The sequence below is a fragment of the Paenibacillus sp. FSL L8-0502 genome (assembly GCF_038593055.1).
In the GTDB taxonomy this organism is placed as follows: domain Bacteria; phylum Bacillota; class Bacilli; order Paenibacillales; family Paenibacillaceae; genus Paenibacillus; species Paenibacillus polymyxa_D.
Window position 1 is genome coordinate 5,088,685 of the sequence record NZ_CP151958.1, and the last position, 18,711, is coordinate 5,107,395.

The following is an 18,711-nucleotide window of genomic DNA, read 5'->3' on the forward strand; positions in this document are numbered from 1 at the left end:
AGCAATGTCTAAAGTATATTAGACTTCTGACTCATTTTCTTAACTCAAAAGCATTCAAAGTATTAATTTGTGTTAGCTTCTAATCAAAATTGATTTCCGCATCTGTCAGAACAGGCTGCTGTTTATCCTTCTCTGACAGTATCGCCTTGGAGGTAGGCCAGTCAATACTCAATGCAGGGTCATTCCACCGTATCCCTCTGTCGTGCAAAGGAGAGTAATATTCATCAACCTTATACAACACCTGAGTATTGGGAACAAGCGTACAAAAACCATGAGCAAACCCCTTAGGTACCAGTAACTGGCGACGATTATGCTCACTTAGAATGACACTCATCCATTGCCCAAACGTAGGAGAACTTTTTCGAATGTCCAAAATCACATCATAGATAGCCCCTGTGAGTACCCTGATAAGTTTCGTTTGTGCCTTCGGATTTAATTGGTAATGCAACCCACGTATAACTCCTGCATCAGCAGAAAGAGATTGGTTATCCTGAACAAAAGTATGATTAATCCCCTCACTTTGCATTACCTGTTGATTATAACTTTCCATAAAAAAACCGCGTTGATCACCATGAACAGTCGGCTCCATTATACTTGCACCTGTTAATTTTAAAGGTATCACTTTCATGCTATACGTCCTTCCCTCAATGCTGTGAAACTTTGCATTACAACTTTAACTTACCAAATTCCTCACCAAATATAATATTTTGCGCGAGTTCATTTGCTCTGGCAAGCGAAGTATGCGTTCCTGCATCCGTCCACCAACCTTGAAGAATATCATAGGTCAATGTTCCGTTAGCAATATACGCATTGTTAACGTCTGTAATCTCTAATTCTCCACGTGTCGAAGGTTTTAGGGTTTTCACAATATTAAAAACATTATGATCAAACATGTAAATGCCCGTAACTGCATAATCGCTTTTAGGCATCTGAGGTTTTTCTTCTATAGATAGAATACGTTGATTTTGAATTTCTGCCACACCAAATCGCTGCGGATCATGGACCTTTTGCAATAATAATTTAGCACCAACATTCTGTTTACGAAAATTTTGCACAAACGGAGAGATATCATCCTCAAACACATTGTCCCCCAAAATAACGACCATTTGATCTTTGCCAACGAAATGCTCTGCCAGATCTAACGCCTGCGCAATGCCACCCGCTTCGTCCTGTACCTTATATGTAAAAGTTACGCCCATCTCACGACCGCTTCCAAGCAGATTTACAACATCCCCCATGTGTTCTTTACCTGTTACAATAAGGATGTCCGTAATATCAGCTTTTTTTAGCTTATATATGGAATGAAAGATCATGGGATACTTACCGACAGGAAGCAAGTGCTTATTGGTTACCTTGGTTAAAGGAAAAAGGCGAGAACCAGTCCCGCCCGCAAGAATAATACCTTTCATAGCGCCCTCCTTGTACTAATACATATATTAATATGATTTTCAGAAAAAATTAATTAGATGAAACATCTTTACGACCTTAAGACTTAATTTTTAGTAAAGTAAAAAGTTTATCACGGAACCAATTTGATAACCGTTTCTCTAAAAATTCGTGAGCAACTGCCGCAAAACAAATACTTAGAACAGTTAGAAAAATGATATATGACATATCCTGTAAAGAATTTCTTAGCGATTCAAACTCCCATGCAATATTGGCAAGAGGATGAATTACTAAAGGGTGGATTAGATATAATGAAAAAGAAATATTACCAAGCCACACTAAAAAATAAGGGCTTTTAATCTCGATACTTTTGCTTGAGATCACCAAAATAGAAAACAAAATTACATAAGGCAGTCCCCAATTAACTATTCCAAAGCCGGGGTTAATACCCCCAAGAAAATACCACATTGTAAAGGATAAAGCCAGTAAACAGAGCAACCAACATATTTTAGTGTTTTTTATTCTGAGTTTAGAAAAATATATCAATCCTATGATGACGCCTACAACAAATTCCCAAATCAAAGGGGAAGTGATTAAATTAAGATATCCCCAGTCCCAACCATAATAGTGCTTGGGATCTAAAGAAATGTCCCCTGCCATACTCGGAAGTAATATTAGAGTGAATATTACCCAAGAAAAAAACAATAGCCATTTATACCTTCCAAACAGTAACGATATTGCAAAGAATGAATAAAAGTACATCTCAAAATTAAGAGTCCATCCCGTATGAAGAACAGAACCTCCCCAGAAAGGCCCGTCACTTTTGTCTAAAATTAATGGAATAAAGAATAGGGATTTAAGTATGTCTGTGACTGAAGGATCGACATCCACTCGGTTAATAATGTAAGCACTTAGCAGCATAAGTATTATGTATAAGAAAGTCAATACAAGATACATAGGCCAAATTCTCGCAAATCTTTTTAGCATAAATTTAGAAAAATACAAAAAAGAACCGTTACTATTCCTAGTTGTATACACCATAATGAAGCCACTAATCATAAAAAATATATCTACACCAGACGATGCAGCAGAAAACAGCCACTGGGAAAAAGGCGATTGACTAGGAAGATGGCCTCTCGCATGAAATATTGTTACAGAAACAGCAGCAATCCCTCGTAACATCTGTATAAAATCGATTTTCCCATCTTTTACAGTCAATAAAATTCATCCTCTTCTACGATGTATGCAAGAAAGTCCTCATATTACAATAGTGATATATTTAAAGAATCAAAACAAACGCTCCGCAAATTATCAAAAGCACCCCCCCAATCTTTGTAACACTTATAGTTTCTTTTAAAAATATTTTGGAAAATATTAATGTCCATATATAAGTGAAGGCGGTTAAAGGATACACAACTGTATATGGAATAAACTTTAATAATATAATATTGAGAAATGCCCCCAAAGCGTAAAGAAAACCTGCCAAAAAAAAATGCATTAAAAAAGGTTTATTGATTCCTATTGTGTACAAAGAGAGTTTTTTAAGAAAAAGTCCTCCCAAAGCACCAAACATGGTCATTAAAACAAAGAGTAATATTTCATTTTCTCTCCACACTGATTAAGACAGCCCCCAAAACTATCATAATTATACCTATGATTTCCTTGAATCCTATCTGTTCCTTTAAGAAGTAACTACCTATTAATACAGCAAATATATAGCCAAAACTTAAAAGCGGATGAAGAACAGATAAATCTCCAAACCTAAAAGCAATCATCATTAAAACAGCACCACATACATACAGAATTAATCCTAAAGCTAAAATATATAAATTATTGGTTCCAGAAACCTTCCATAATGCTTGTCCAACAGCAGTAAGTAAAGCAGAAAATAAAATAAGTATTATTCCCAAACTGCTATTTCTATAAAAAAAGTTAAATCTTTTAATTACCAATACGCCTCCTTAATGAACTGCCTTCTTTTCAAATTTCAGAAAAGATGTAAGAAAAACAACAATAGAAACAAGCAAATTTGCATATAAATATCTAAAATCCTGAGCTGGTGTTGCAGCCATGATGGTTAGAGTATTAAGCGTTACAGGCAGTGCTACTATGACTAACGCATAGTTTCTACGCCGTACAATTATATATAGGGATAATATAATCAATACATTGTACAAGGCAGCTCTCCATATTATACTATTTCTTGAAAATTCTAAAATCCGAGATACATTTTCTGTCAACCCGACACTGATGGTCTTATTTGATAAACCATATTTAATTGAGTTATTATTTTCGGTTATTGATGTTGAATATAGTGATGTAACACCATCGTTAAATTGTGTTATCTGCCAAACATTCGAAACTTGTTTTAGATAGCTTTTTATTACAATATTAGGATTCTGTATGCACAATGTTAACCACTTCTTAAGAAACTCACTTCTATTCTCTCTGAGGAATCCTCTATTAAATTCCTTATTGAATTTCAAAGGGTCTACTGTGTATGGATTATATTGACTTTTCCAGACATCTATCGGCAATATGTTGGCGAAAAATTCTAATTGTTCATTGGTCATTTTGCCATCAAGTGCAATAACACTAGCAACTTGTTGTGTGGGTATTGCAAGAGCTTCGTTAGGGTCTGAGGAGGTGACTTTCAAAGCATTAAAAACAGGAATTGTAACGATAAAATAAATTAACAGTACCGGAATTGACCATAAATAGAATTTCATAAGCTTCTTTTTGAAAACTACGATTGAAATAAGCAATGTCAATAAAAAAATTATAAATCCGTTATGTCGAAAAAGTGTTACTCCAACCGAAGCTATAACGAATAAAATTCCATTCAACTTAGAATCAAGCCATAGTCCATTAGAAATAACAATATTAGCAATATATAAGCTTATTAAGCAAAGAAGCCCACTATACAAAATATCTTTCCACATCGTGATGGAATAAATTCCATTAATAGGAACGAAAGATAGAAAAACAACAGATAAATAAACAAAAATCTTCTTAACTCCATACCTCTCAAAAGTATACCCACAGTATCCTATTATCAAGGACATAATAATTATTTGGATAATTGAGAAAGCTGCTGGTGTGTCCCCTAACAGAGTCGTAAACATGATGAACCACGTATGTGCTACTGGATGCCAATCATCAAATTTTCCGGTGAATATTTGAGACCATTGATCTAAAGAATCTGGCGACAAAACTCCAGGATAAAAAGCCAGAAAGTAAACTAAAAAAATAACAAACGAGGGGGTCGCAAAAAACAAAATTTTAATTTTTCTTCCTTCAACGCATGAAATTCCTGACCTTGATTTCATTAAAAACTGAGTTAAAGCGAGTACAATACAAAACAAAGCAATAAATGCAGTAATACTTATGAACGCAAAACCAAATAAATTGTAACCACGTTTAAAAAAAGATCCCATTAAACTAACAAATAGAAAAAGAGTAAGTGCTAGACAAAAAATATAATTATACCATGATTTCAGCGAAGGCTTTATTTCTAAATTATTCAAATTCTTACTTATAACAAGGTGAATTAAAGAAACGAAAACAATTATTATGCTCAATAACCATTTTATTAACGAAACATTAGTAGTGAGAAGATACACCAAGCCACTACCTAAAGCAATAGACAGAACTAAACAAAAGAAATTAACCTTAGTTGCTAGATTATTAAACAAAATCATACCTTTATACCTACCTCTTGCTTAATACGATGCAATTCCAATTCATACTGTTTTCGATAGTTCGCTACCACTGTATCTAGTATTAAACCACAAGTAAAACTAATGATAGACAGTAAAACAAAACCCACCGCTAAAACAGCTGATGGTAATTTTGTAACAAAACTAGTATATATATATTCAATAATAACGGGTGCCCCCACTAAAAGGCCTAATATAAGAAGAAGAGCAGACCAAATATTGAAAAAAAACAAAGGTTTAAACTCTTTAAAAAGCATAAGTATTGTTTTCAGAACTTTATAGCCATCTCTTAATGTATTTAATTTAGATTCGCTACCTTCTGGCCGATCCCTATAATCAATTTGAACTTCTTTTAGGGAGAAGCGTTTATCCAACGTATGAATGGTTAGTTCAGTTTCAATCTCAAATCCCGGGCTCATAACCGGAAATGATTTAACAAAAAATTTGTTAAAAGCTCTATAACCTGTCATAATATCCTTTACATTACTTTTATAAAGAAAGTTAATCATATTTTTGACTAAATCATTACCAAAGCCATGGAGGTTCCGCTTATTTTCATTCGCATAAGTCCCATTTGAAAGTCTATCTCCAATAACCATATCTGCTTTATTCTCTTTTAATGGCTCGATTAATCTATGCACATACTCAGCCGGGTAAGTGTCGTCCCCGTCAACCATAATATAATAATCAGCTTCAATGTCCATAAACATAGATCGAACTACACTACCTTTACCTTGTCTATACTCATGCTTTACAATGGCTCCATTTTCAAGCGCAACCTTCACTGTCTTATCTTTAGAATTATTATCATAAACATAAATCTTCGAAAAAGGTAATTCTTTCCTAAAATCTTGTATGACTTTTCCGATCGTTTGTTCTTCATTATAACAAGGAATTAAAACTGCAATTTCCATTTACATAGGTCCCCTTATGAATTTTAGTAAACTATTTTTTTATATAAATACTGACCAAAAAGAAAATACTCAATAATAAAATAAAAGCCATAAACAAATCAGAAATCCGTCTTATATCAGAAGGATGATTCTCACTTCCATTCACTTTGTATTCATAACTAGATGCTTTGGAAGAGTAGAGATCCAACGATTTCTCTTTACCGCCATCTTTAATCACAACAATGCCTGACCACTCATGCTTCAAAAATTTCACCCTTATATCTTTTGAAGCCGGCAGTTTAATCTTTAATGACTGCGGTACTTTCGCAGAACTTAATAAAGCTTTGTCTTTTACTTGCCAACCACCACTCCAAGGCAAATAATCGAAATTAGCTTTATCTCCATTAATAAAAATGTCGGTAACCCATACTTCTGTTGATTTAGATTCAACATTTTTTTCCCCACTAGCTACTATTTCAAGAGTTGATGGTTTATACAAATGATTCACCAGCATGGAATTCCCCAGTACAAGCAATATAGCTGCACTTATTACAGAAAAAAGTAATTTTTTCCTATAACTCGAACGAGAGGTTTCTTTCTTAATCTTAATAACAGTAAAACAAAATATAATAGAAAACAGCAAGAAAAAATACAGTAAGACAAAAGTATACTGTAACATCGAATTAACAGTAAATCGAGTCAGCACATCCGTTAAATAAATCGAATCAGCTAATATTACAAAAAAAAGTATGATTACTAGTAGCCCGTATTTTTTAACCATCATTTTTTATCTTCCTTATCAAGGCGCTAATTTTCCTTAATGGTGAGGTAATCTTCCAAGATAATGTGTTTTCATACGTGTGAATGAGCTGCTGATATTTTTGAATCTCACTTTGTATATCTGATGAAGTATAAACATGATTCTTAAAATAATCCTGTAAAACGACATTTTTGTAGGATACCTCATCTTTTACATCCCACCAAGAAGCATCAAAATGATGCACCGCTAAATTCTTTCCGTCATATACATCAATGGTTAGCTTGTTTGCAGGATAAACTTTGACATTATCCCTTAACGTCTGCATTTGTCCATTTAACTTTATTTTATAGTCTTTCCTCAACAATCCTGTAAGACGGATTACAATATTATTACTCATATTATATGTCCCGTCTTCCTTTTTAAACGTTTCTTCCTGGTATGTCTTCAACCATTTCTTTGCTAACTCAAATCTAGGTATTCCTCCAAATATAGCCGCATTAATATTATCTCTTGTTTCGAAAGCAAAAAAGAAATTGCTTGTTCTTAATGAGTCCAGCGGGGCTTTAAGTTCTACATCCGTGTCCATGTAAAACCCACCCTGTTCATATATCACCTTAATCCGAAAATAATCGGCTACGAATGCCCACTTTTTTGCCTCATATGCCTCTTTTACAAATTGACTTTCGTTAATATCACAATTACTTTCATTCCATTCAATAATTTCATACGTACCTGCATACTTTTCCCAAGATGCCATACAACGCTTAATCAGTTCACTCTTCTCGCCATGTCCAAACCAGAAATAATGTAACTTTTTAGGAATTAGCCTCATCTGAAATAAATCAACTATCGATTTACTTCGCGTATTCTTTTGATAGTAATCATTTTGTTGAAACAACTCTTGTTTCTGATGAGCGTATTCCAAAAAATCATCCGCAAATGCTGGCTTGAATTCTATAAATGTTGCTATGCTCTTGTATACTGCAAATATGGCTTCTTTTCTAAAATTGTTGTGAACGTTATCCAGCACCCGCTGCCAAGAACTAATTACATCCTTCGTTCTCTCATCTGCACTATAAGTGATTGAACCACTTCGCTGTCTATAATTATACAAAGCCAGCTCCAAATAACCCACACTATGAGCATATGAAAGCAGGATTGGAGTCGTCCCAATATCCTCATACCACCCATCAGTAAACTCAGCAATTTGGAAAAACTTTCTGTGGTATAGTTTATTACAGGCTGTCGCTGGATCAATCGAATTAATAACTACTTCCTGGGGATTGAAATGTGTCCCTCGAAAGCCTTTTGCGACATGACCAGTCTCCCATCCATCTTGCACCACCATAAAGTCACATAACACAATGTCATGGCCTTGCTTCGCCATCCCATACATCGCTTCAAACATCTTTCGATCTACCCAATCATCGGAATCCACAAACCCGATATATTCCCCTTTAGCAAACTTTAACCCATAATTACGAGTACCGCCTAATCCACTATTCGGTTTTGTCAGGGAAACAATCTTATCAGGATGTGCCTCTTTATATTCTTTGATAATTTCGGATGATTGATCCGTGCTTCCATCGTCAACTACAATAATTTCAATGTTCTCCATCGTCTGGTTGACCAGAGACTCTAGGCATTTTCGCAAGTATTTCTCTACGTTATATACCGGTACTATAACTGACACACTAATATCATTTCTCATAATAACCGCCTATTCTTTCGATTATAGCTATTCTACTTATAATTTTTCGAAAATATAAAAATCGGATGGAGAAGTCATATCTTCATTACCTAATTCAAAAGGATATTTATTAGCTATAAAATCGATCATTTTCCAATCTTTTTCATTTTCCTGAACATACCTCATAAATTTCCGATTTCTAAATTCCGGCCATCTCGTAAATTCCTCATGATTACTCGAGTAAATTATCACGTACTTACTTGATGCATTAAATAAATCTTTCATATACTCTATATAAACATGGTCCTCAACCAAGTGGAAAATCACATCTAAAGACAAAGCAAGGTCATGCTTTTTTTTCATATATTTATCTTTTTCATCTCTATGAAAAAAAACTTTATTATCAAAGTCAGCAAATTTATCTTTGTTTTTCTTGATAATTGTTTCAGAAACGTCTATTCCTATATACAGGGGATAGTTCATAAGTGAAAGTTGATTTCCATCACCACAGCCAAACTCAATTACAGAATTAATCTGGTGGCTTGCAACAAATTCATTTATTATATTGGCTTTGAACTCAGCAAGATGATTGTATGACCCTGTTCCAGAGGTATAGCCTTCTTTATAGTGACTATCCCAAAATTCACTTGAACTTATGTCCAAAATTTTCTTTTCTTGCTGTTTAAGTTTGAAATTCTCTTGAATTAACTCTTCATTAATACGCGATAAATCGTTCACTTTATCTAATAAATTTTCATTTTCACTGATAAGCAACTCAAGCTTTTCTCCGAGAATGTTCTTCTCTTTGAAAAGAACGCTATTCTCGCTTTGTAAATTTTCATTTTGGAGATGGAGTTTTTTTAAGGTATTGTTCAGTATTTCATTGTCTCTAACGAGTTGTTCGTGCTCTCTAATTTTATCTTCAAGTAACCGATAAAGATTACTAGATGACTCATAGTAAGTTTCCCTCTCCTGAATAACCTTTTTTAGAGGAGGTAATGAATTAATAATTATCTTTTTTATACTCAAATTCCCCAATCCTCCCTCTCATTATCGTCATTTAAAAATACTTTTATAAATTTTAAATAAAGCCTTTAAAACTAAATCCAATATTCTAGATGTTAAATCAGAGTTAGTTGAAATTCTATTTTTTAACTGGTGGTAATTTTTTTTAAGCACACCTCTGGGGTATTCCCAGTTAAAGAATCCTTTATTAAAATAATCCTGTAAAACGACATTTTTGTAGGATACTTCATCTTTTACATCCCACCAAGAAGCATCAAAATGATGCACCGCTAAATTCTTTCCGTCATATACATCAATGGTTAGCTTGTTTGCAGGATAAATTTTGACATTATCCCTTAACGTCTGCATTTGTCCATTTAACTTTATTTTATAGTCTTTCCTCAACAATCCTGTAAGACGGATTACAATATTATTACTCATATTATATGTCCCGTCTTCCTTTTTAAACGTTTCTTCCTGGTATGTCTTCAACCATTTCTTTGCTAACTCAAATCTAGGTATTCCTCCAAATATAGCCGCATTAATATTATCTCTTGTTTCGAAAGCAAAAAAGAAATTGCTTGTTCTTAATGAGTCCAGCGGGGCTTTAAGTTCTACATCCGTGTCCATGTAAAACCCACCCTGTTCATATATCACCTTAATCCGAAAATAATCGGCTACGAATGCCCACTTTTTTGCCTCATATGCCTCTTTTACAAATTGACTTTCGTTAATATCACAATTACTTTCATTCCATTCAATAATTTCATACGTACCTGCATACTTTTCCCAAGATGCCATACAACGCTTAATCAGTTCACTCTTCTCGCCATGTCCAAACCAGAAATAATGTAACTTTTTAGGAATTAGCCTCATCTGAAATAAATCAACTATCGATTTACTTCGCGTATTCTTTTGATAGTAATCATTTTGTTGAAACAACTCTTGTTTCTGATGAGCGTATTCCAAAAAATCATCCGCAAATGCTGGCTTGAATTCTATAAATGTTGCTATGCTCTTGTATACTGCAAATATGGCTTCTTTTCTAAAATTGTTGTGAACGTTATCCAGCACCCGCTGCCAAGAACTAATTACATCCTTCGTTCTCTCATCTGCACTATAAGTGATTGAACCACTTCGCTGTCTATAATTATACAAAGCCAGCTCCAAATAACCCACACTATGAGCATATGAAAGCAGGATTGGAGTCGTCCCAATATCCTCATACCACCCATCAGTAAACTCAGCAATTTGGAAAAACTTTCTGTGGTATAGTTTATTACAGGCTGTCGCTGGATCAATCGAATTAATAACTACTTCCTGGGGATTGAAATGTGTCCCTCGAAAGCCTTTTGCGACATGACCAGTCTCCCATCCATCTTGCACCACCATAAAGTCACATAACACAATGTCATGGCCTTGCTTCGCCATCCCATACATCGCTTCAAACATCTTCCGATCTACCCAATCATCGGAATCCACAAACCCGATATATTCCCCTTTAGCAAACTTTAACCCATAATTACGAGTACCGCCTAATCCACTATTCGGTTTTGTCAGGGAAACAATCTTATCAGGATGTGCCTCTTTATATTCTTTGATAATTTCGGATGATTGATCCGTGCTTCCATCGTCAACTACAATAATTTCAATGTTCTCCATCGTCTGGTTGACCAGAGACTCTAGGCATTTTCGCAAGTATTTCTCTACGTTATATACTGGTACTATAACTGATATTATCACCTTTCCATTCATCAAATACCGCCTACTTACTATTTAAATTCGCAATCTAGTTAAATCTTTTGATTATTTTTTTCACTAATCTCTTAAATGAATTAACAAATCCAAACGATAACATTGTAAAACCTAAAATAAAATATCCACCTTTAAAAATCTTACGGAAGTATTCCATTCTTAATTTATAATCATATTGAATATGTTGCTGTATATTTGAATTATTATAACTTGAATTATCATAAACAATCCTTTTATGATAATTAGATAGAGGTTCAGTTATTACACCAACATTACAATTAAAAATAAATCTAATGTTAAATTCCCAATCACCCAAAACCGGTAGATCTTCTCTGTATTCTCCAGTCAAACCCAAAGCCTTTCTTCTATATACAAAAGAATTTGTGGTAAACAAGTTGCCTTTTGCAATTTTCAACAGTGAAACTCTCTTTAGTTTTGGATTGAATATAGTTTTAAACTTCTGAGTAATGTTTCCATTAAATATCTCTTCATGAATTAGATAAGTTAAAGTCACAACTCCATCAAATTCTTTGTTTTCTTCTAGACTTTCTATACAAACCCTTAAAAAGTCAGGACTCCAAGTGTCATCGTCATCTAATAAAGTAATATACTCAGCTTTACTATTGGCCAAACCAATATTAGTAGCAACTTCCATATATAAATCACTCTTAGTATGAGTTACTTTTATTTTTTTAAGAACATCAGAGCCATATTGCTTTAAAAGGTGTTGAAGTTGAACGATATCACCACCATTATTAATCAATTGAATCTCCCAATTATCATAGGTTTGACTTATAACACTCTGAATTGCTCGATTTAATAAAATAAGTCTGTTTTTTGTTCTCATAATGATGGCTACTTTAGCTTCCACTCAATGCACCTCTCTAAAAGCAATTCTCTGACATTAGACCATTGAGTATTGATCAACTACCTCGTCAGCTGTGCCTGCCATTATAATTTTCCCCTTTTCAATCCAAATTGCTTTATTACAAATCTCTTTTACCTGTGCAGAAGAATGTGAAACGAATAATACAGTTGTCCCTTTACTAAGTAAGCTGTTAATTTTGATTTTACATTTCTCCTGAAACTTATAGTCACCGACGGCTAAAACTTCATCTACTATAAGTATATCTGGCTCAATTATAGTTGCGATTGAAAAAGCCAGCCTGGCAATCATACCTGAAGAAAAATTTTTAATAGGAACGTTCATAAATTCATGTAACTCAGAAAAGTCAACAATTTCATTATATTTCTGTTTCATAAAGTCTCTAGAGTATCCCAATACAGCCCCATTAAGATAAATATTTTCTTCTGCAGAAAGATCAAGATTAAATCCTGCTCCTAACTCTATTAATGGAGCCATGCTTCCTTTAACAGAAACGTTTCCTGTTGTGGGTTTAAGCACACCTGCAATGATTTTTAAGAGCGTACTTTTGCCAGCTCCATTTAGACCAACAAGACCTAGAATATCACCTTTCTCCACTTTAAATGACACATCTTTAAGAGCAATAAACTCATTATAAAATAATTGTCTTTTAAGCAACTTTACAAAGTATTCTTTGAAGTTATCAATTTTTTCTGAGCTTAAATTAAACAACATGGAAACATTCTCGACCTCTATAATAGATTCCTTCATTAATTCGCTCCTTACTAAACATGTAAGATAAACTTATCTTGTTTCTTATAAAAAACGTAAAAACCAACAATGAATGTTAAAAACCCTATTGAAAAACAGATCGCATTTTCAAAAATGCTCGGAAAAGTTCGGTACATTACAATCTGTCTAAAAAAATCAACCATATAGTATAACGGATTTATATAAAAAATAAACTGATATTTCTCAGGAAGTACAGACGCAGGATAAAATAATGGAGTGAAATACATCCAGGCCGTCAGTATAACTTCGTACAAATAACTAATATCTCTGAAAAACACTGTGTAGGCAGATAACAATAAGCCTACTCCGGTTGCGAATAAGAAAACGTAAAATATAGCTAGCGGGACCAATAGAAGCACAGGAGTTATTTTCACACCTACAAATAACATAACAACCAATAAAGCTATTAGAGAGAATCCTGAATTGACCAATGTTGATAGACATTTAGCAAGAGGGAAAATATATTTAGGAATATATACTTTCTTTATTAGTGATGCATTTCCTACAATTGAATTCATAGACATGCTCGTGCATTGTGAGTACATATCCCATATAATCCTACCCGTAAAAACGTATACCGGAAAATACGGAACATCACTTTTGAACAAATTAGAAAAAACCATTGTAAGAACAAACATCATCATTAGCGGATGAAGCACACTCCAAATAATACCTAAAACTGATTTCCGATATCTTAACTTGATATCATTAACGACTAATTCACGTAGAAGAAATCTATATTTAGTAAAATTTTGCCAATAAGTTTTCATTAAAAGTCCTTTCCTCATATAAACTCGTTATTAATTGTTTCTCTTCTGTAATAATCAAAAGTATCTTTCAATGCTTCTTCTAAAGAGTACTTAGGCTTCCAGTTAAGATGTGAAATAGCGGAACTGTTATCAAGACAGCTATGGATAATATCCCCTACTCTACTTTCTTGATAGACCAATTCCACTTTCTGGGAATTAAACTCAGACATAATCCTCACAAGTTCATTCAAACTAATTGTAGTATTTGTACTCACATTAAATACTCCATTAATCTCGCTATCAATAGCTGCGATATTGGCACTAACAACATCTTGGACGTAAATAAAATCTCTTGTCTGCTCTCCATTACCATAAACAGTAAGGGATTCGTTTTTTAACATCTTGTTTATGAAAATAGAGACTACTCCTCCTTCACCAATATGATCTTGTTTAGGTCCAAAAACGTTAGAATACCTTAAAATCGTATATTTAAGTCCGTAAAGAGCAGCATAAGTTTTAATATACTGCTCAGGTACAAATTTGGATATGCCGTAAAAAGAAATGGGGTCTATAACGTGACTCTCAGCAATAGGTAAGTTTTGAGGCACACCATAAACCGCCGCAGAAGAAGCATATATAATTTTTTTAACACCATGCTTCTTGCAGTTTTCCAATATGTTAACTGTTCCTTTAATATTAGTCTCCTCATCCAACAGAGGGTCCTCAATTGATCTATTCACATTTACTTGGGCCGCAAAATGTAATACTTGATCAGGCTTAATCTGATTGAATAATTTATCCAGTTGTTCAGATGTAATGTCAGCTTCAAAGAAAACAGCTCTGTCATCTAAATTGCCTAGTTTTCCAGTGGATAAATTATCAATTACAAAAACATGATGCCCTAAATTTAGCAATTGTTCAGCAACATTTGACCCTATAAATCCTGCCCCACCAGATATTAATATCTTCATTATCAATCACTCCATAACAAATTTGTACTTTATGCGCTCATTATTATTCAAAAAGGATTCACGGAAAAAACACCTAACTCCCTAATTTTATCCGTCCCATATGTGTCGGCAATCTGTTTGTAATAAGTAAATTTAGAGTTTTGGGTAATGTAATCGATCTCCATTTGAGGATTATCGCCAGATTCCCAGATAATAAATGAAGTGATCAACTTATCAAGATTCTGGATAATAAGCTCTCTTTTATCTTCGAAAAAATGATAAAAAACAGTTAAAAATATCGCAACATCGTAAGTTCCACTCGTTTCATACTCTTCAATTTTATCTTGAAGTAACGTAATATTTGTATGTGTAAGCTCCGTTAATAATTTTGCCAAATCATAGTGTTGTTTGTCAGGTTCCAAAGCAGTAACTTTTGCTCCTTCTCTGCTAAAAAATTGTGAATAATATCCTAGGTTTGAACCAATATCTAAGATCTTATAATTACTAAACCTCTGCGAATTGAAAAATTCAAGTATATGGTCTAATCTTGATTTATACGAATTATCACGATAAGCAGGCCTATCATAAAAATATGGATTACAAATAGGTGTATAAAATTCGCTTCTTTCCTGTTCATTAATTAATTCAAGACATTCCAAAGCTTTTTCTTTATTTCTCCAATTTATAAACTCTTGGACGCTAACTTTTGCTGGAATCAACCTCATTCCAGAACAGTAAAGAAACATTGCGCGATGATGACCATCGATTATATTAAAATAACCGCTAGGGTTCCATCTGACTTCTATTGGATTATCCGCAAAAAAATCAATTCCTTTATTTAGCTCCTTGCTCATGCATTGAAATTCTCTATGACGTCTATCTATTACAGCTATTGAAGATTCCGAAATTAGCCCTCTTGAAGAAAATAAGTTTTCAAACCATTTAATATAGGCATCAGGGCTCTTTTCAAGGCCTTTAAAAAAATTCATTAGGTCCCGATGAGGTTTTAATCTAACCAAATTAATATTTTCCCAAACTGTGTTTTGATGCTCCCAATTCGCCGTTATTTGATCCACTTTGGAATATGCTGTAATTTTGTCTTCCGTGAAAAGTAGCTCAACTGGAATGAACGCAACAACATGTTGATCTTCTGCAAGTCTAATGAAGGAATGATCTATGATACTCCCGTCTCCGTCTAAATAGCTTGAAATTTGATTTTCAAGCCTGTTCTCTTTACACTTCCATTTAACAATTTCATTTTGCTTCAACAAGTCATCTTTGAAGCTCCTATCCAATGCAATTCTAGACACTAAGTCTGCGTTAATACGTTCCAATTCTAAAATCTTCTCATATTTCTTCTCGCTATCAAGAGCATATCTATTTCTCTCATCAACTATCTTGTTTAATTGTGGAATTTTTTTTGCTATTTTCTTTAACATAAAGTCAACCCCATCTCCAAGCAGAGCTTTATTTTTCAATACAATCTTTAGGCATAATATCCTCGGTTATTGGAACAAGTCTACCTTTAATAATAAAACATTAAGTTTAGTATAGGCCGGACACAACTGTCCCCAAGCTCTAACATTATCTACACTCTCTAGGAGCAGAGCTATGTAGAAGCAAATTTTTATGCTAAAATATTGACGTATCTACAAGAAAAGGAGATTGTAAACCTTGTCGAATCCAGTATACGGGAAACAGGCCAAAACGTCGACCCGTGACGATAAAAGGCCGGCTATGTTTTGGGTGTTAATTGTTGGCATGATTTTGTTCTTAGCTTGGGCCCCCTTCCAGGCTGCACTTTTTAATGGTCAAATGCTCGATTTTGAGAAACCTCTGTATTGGGCTTTGATCATCAGCACGATTCTATTGATTTTAGGAATCGTAACCTATTATAAAAAATTCAAGCTGGAAGAGCAAAGGGATTGGCTGGCTGTATTAGTACTACTGCTTCCTCTGACTTATGTGCTTTCACTGACTTCAGCAGCTTCACATTACCTGGCCATGAATATGGTGGTGGTACAGTGCATATATGCCGCCCTGTTTATCATCTCAATCTATCTACTCCAGGATCGTTTAGGCAATAAGATTATTCACAACCTGATTATGACTGTTGCTTATGTCATTGTAGGCTTTGGCTTCATTAACTGGTTTGGACAGTGGGTACTTGCCGGCAAGATGGTAGGCTGGTTTACCCAATATGTGTACCAGTATCGCTATATCAATGCAGTTATGACAGATACAAATGGTCTCCGGCTAACATCAGTGTTTCAATATGCGAATACATACGCTGCCTTTCTAATGGCCATCCTATTCGCTGCCGTTTTCTGTTTGATGAAATCAAAACTATGGTATGGCAAGGCTATTCACAGCTTCATGTTGGTGCCTATTCTGGTCTCGCTATTCCTGACTTTGTCTCGGGGCGGTCTGGTTATGTTGCCTGTCGTATTCGTGCTGCTTTTGCTTTTCCTTAAACCAGCACGCCAAATTATATGGATTTTACATTGCGCCATTGCTGGTATAGCGTCAATATCTATCTTGGCGCCGATTACAAATATGGGTTTACAGCTCAACAAGACCTACAACGGCGGAGAGGCTGCGAAGGCTTGGGGGTTACTAATTGGTGTCTCCCTGGCTGTAACTGTTGTACTGTGGCTTGTTGAACGTTATCTGGCACCAAAGCTGGAAAATGTCCTCAAAGGATGGACCTCCCGCAAATTCTCCAACCTGTGGCTACCTGTCGGATCAGTTGTGGTGATTGGCTTGCTGGCTTTTCTGTTAATAGGAACTGGCCTGCGCAGCGTACTGCCGGAGAATGTTCAGGTCCGGTTGGAAAACATTAATTTTCGCCAGCATAGTGTACTTGAACGAATTGCATTCTATCAGGATGCTGCCAAATTGATTAAAGATCATCCTGTTATTGGCACTGGCGGCGGCGGTTGGGCATCTTTATACGAAGAATATCAGGATTATCCTTATAGCAGCCGTCAGGCCCATAACTTTTTCATGCAGTACCTAGTTGAAGTAGGTATTTTCGGTTTTGTAATTTTAATGTTATTTATCTTATATATTTTCTACAAATATACTCGTAGCTATATTAGACAAAATGATGAAGAGCGGGATTCTCACTTTCTGTACCTTATTCTGGCACTCTCAATCTTACTCCACAGCTTACTGGACTTTAATATGAGTTACGTGTTCATGGGCATACTGGTATTTGTGAGTCTAGGCGGCATGGCCGTTGCTATGGACAGCAAGCCTCTTAAACGCTTATCCATGAGTGCTTCCGGTTTTCGGATCACGTACAGTGTAGTCATTGGTATTCTGAGTATCGTCGTGCTATTCTCAGGTTTTCGCTTTGTGCAATCGGCTAATGCCGCTTCATATGGCAAACAGATCATAGCGGTCAGCACATCTTTTGAGGAAATTCAAAGTGCTATTAATAAAGATCTTGAACTTCGCCCTACACACCCCGATTCTGTTCTGAGATTGGCTGCACTATACAAAAATGTGTATGATCAAACGAAAAAAGAGGAATTTTATAATGCTGCAATAGAGATACTAAATACGGGCTTGAAGGCAGAACCGTATAATAAAACCATGTATAACTTCAAAGTTAACCTTTTACAAGCAAAAGGTGAGAATGAGCAAGCTTTCAGCATTTTGGAAAATAATATTCACAAATTTAACTGGGACAATGATTGGTACAATATGTTGATTACCCAGGCCTACACTATTGGTAATAAGGCACGTGAGCAGAAGGATACAGCCAAGGAACGGAAGTATTTCCAAGCAGGTCTTGCTGCTTATCAGAATGTTCTTGATGGGGTAGCCCATCTTAAGACGATTCCACCTGAAATTGAGTTGACACGTACCTTTGAAGTAACCTCAGGTATTGCGCTTAGTACTGGCAAGATTGAGTTCATGTCAGGTAAGCCTGCTGAGGCTGCAAGCATCCTTAAAAACGGCCTGAAGGACGACCTGAGCGATGTTACGAATCGTGAGGTTGCTCGTTATTACGTTGCTGCCCTACAGCAGCAGGGCCAAGACGACGAAGTTTTATATAACAAACTGATTCAAACTGATCCGAAAGAGAAGGAGCAAATTGAGAAGTTAAAGTCCTTAAAGCTCTAGGTATACCGTTTAA

16 protein-coding genes are annotated in these 18,711 nt (G+C 34.9%); 1 reads left to right on the plus strand and 15 read right to left on the minus strand.

The genetic code is table 11. The features are described 5' to 3' along the window. Positions 1-79: 79 nt before the first annotated feature. The 15 genes from rfbC to NSQ57_RS22380 all read right to left on the minus strand — a co-directional run bounded on the left by rfbC (position 80) and on the right by NSQ57_RS22380 (position 16,003). Positions 80-628, minus strand: coding sequence for a dTDP-4-dehydrorhamnose 3,5-epimerase (gene rfbC, locus NSQ57_RS22310; protein ID WP_340933311.1), 549 nt, complete (start codon positions 626-628; stop codon positions 80-82). A gap of 37 nt (positions 629-665) precedes the next feature. After that, positions 666-1,409 (minus strand): sugar phosphate nucleotidyltransferase, encoded by a 744-nt coding sequence (locus tag NSQ57_RS22315; protein ID WP_340933313.1) that lies wholly within the window; start codon positions 1,407-1,409, stop codon positions 666-668. A 76-nt stretch (positions 1,410-1,485) separates the two neighbouring features. Next, complete coding sequence (locus tag NSQ57_RS22320) at positions 1,486-2,604, minus strand: acyltransferase (RefSeq protein WP_340933315.1); 1,119 nt, start codon at positions 2,602-2,604, stop codon at positions 1,486-1,488. A 61-nt stretch (positions 2,605-2,665) separates the two neighbouring features. Beyond that, positions 2,666-3,001, minus strand: a complete 336-nt coding sequence (locus tag NSQ57_RS22325; RefSeq protein WP_340933317.1) for an EamA family transporter — start codon at positions 2,999-3,001, stop codon at positions 2,666-2,668. Next, the gene (locus NSQ57_RS22330) at positions 2,985-3,338 is read right to left on the minus strand and encodes an EamA family transporter (RefSeq protein WP_340933319.1); all 354 of its coding nucleotides are present in this window, start codon (positions 3,336-3,338) and stop codon (positions 2,985-2,987) included. Before NSQ57_RS22330 ends, NSQ57_RS22325 begins: the two co-directional genes overlap by 17 nt. Positions 3,339-3,347: 9 nt before the next feature. Then, the gene (locus NSQ57_RS22335; RefSeq protein ID WP_341071269.1) at positions 3,348-5,087 is read right to left on the minus strand and encodes a DUF6020 family protein; all 1,740 of its coding nucleotides are present in this window, start codon (positions 5,085-5,087) and stop codon (positions 3,348-3,350) included. After that, positions 5,084-6,019, minus strand: coding sequence for a glycosyltransferase family 2 protein (locus NSQ57_RS22340; protein ID WP_340933321.1), 936 nt, complete (start codon positions 6,017-6,019; stop codon positions 5,084-5,086). The genes NSQ57_RS22335 and NSQ57_RS22340 overlap by 4 nt, the downstream gene beginning before the upstream one ends. 31 nt (positions 6,020-6,050) lie before the next feature. Next, complete coding sequence (locus tag NSQ57_RS22345) at positions 6,051-6,782, minus strand: hypothetical protein (RefSeq protein ID WP_340933322.1); 732 nt, start codon at positions 6,780-6,782, stop codon at positions 6,051-6,053. Continuing rightward, positions 6,772-8,469 carry a glycosyltransferase gene (locus tag NSQ57_RS22350; protein WP_341071270.1) on the minus strand — a complete coding sequence of 566 codons (1,698 nt, stop codon included), beginning with the start codon at positions 8,467-8,469 and terminating at the stop codon, positions 6,772-6,774. Before NSQ57_RS22350 ends, NSQ57_RS22345 begins: the two co-directional genes overlap by 11 nt. Before the next feature lie 36 nt (positions 8,470-8,505). Continuing rightward, positions 8,506-9,477, minus strand: a complete 972-nt coding sequence (locus tag NSQ57_RS22355) for a methyltransferase domain-containing protein (RefSeq protein ID WP_340933325.1) — start codon at positions 9,475-9,477, stop codon at positions 8,506-8,508. Positions 9,478-9,504: 27 nt separating this feature from the next. Continuing rightward, positions 9,505-11,208 carry a glycosyltransferase gene (locus tag NSQ57_RS22360; RefSeq protein WP_340933328.1) on the minus strand — a complete coding sequence of 568 codons (1,704 nt, stop codon included), beginning with the start codon at positions 11,206-11,208 and terminating at the stop codon, positions 9,505-9,507. A 34-nt stretch (positions 11,209-11,242) separates the two neighbouring features. Beyond that, the gene (locus NSQ57_RS22365) at positions 11,243-12,079 is read right to left on the minus strand and encodes a glycosyltransferase (protein WP_342425308.1); all 837 of its coding nucleotides are present in this window, start codon (positions 12,077-12,079) and stop codon (positions 11,243-11,245) included. 33 nt (positions 12,080-12,112) lie between these two features. Next, complete coding sequence (locus NSQ57_RS22370) at positions 12,113-12,844, minus strand: ABC transporter ATP-binding protein (protein WP_103047484.1); 732 nt, start codon at positions 12,842-12,844, stop codon at positions 12,113-12,115. Positions 12,845-13,649: 805 nt separating this feature from the next. Then, entirely contained in the window at positions 13,650-14,585 is a 936-nt protein-coding gene (locus NSQ57_RS22375) for an NAD-dependent epimerase/dehydratase family protein (protein WP_342425309.1), read from the minus strand. A gap of 47 nt (positions 14,586-14,632) precedes the next feature. After that, positions 14,633-16,003 carry a class I SAM-dependent methyltransferase gene (locus NSQ57_RS22380; RefSeq protein WP_340933334.1) on the minus strand — a complete coding sequence of 457 codons (1,371 nt, stop codon included), beginning with the start codon at positions 16,001-16,003 and terminating at the stop codon, positions 14,633-14,635. A 235-nt stretch (positions 16,004-16,238) separates the two neighbouring features. Here NSQ57_RS22380 and NSQ57_RS22385 point away from each other — a divergent pair, with 235 nt between their 5' ends. Beyond that, entirely contained in the window at positions 16,239-18,698 is a 2,460-nt protein-coding gene (locus NSQ57_RS22385) for an O-antigen ligase family protein (RefSeq protein WP_342425310.1), read from the plus strand. Positions 18,699-18,711: the final 13 nt, after the last annotated feature.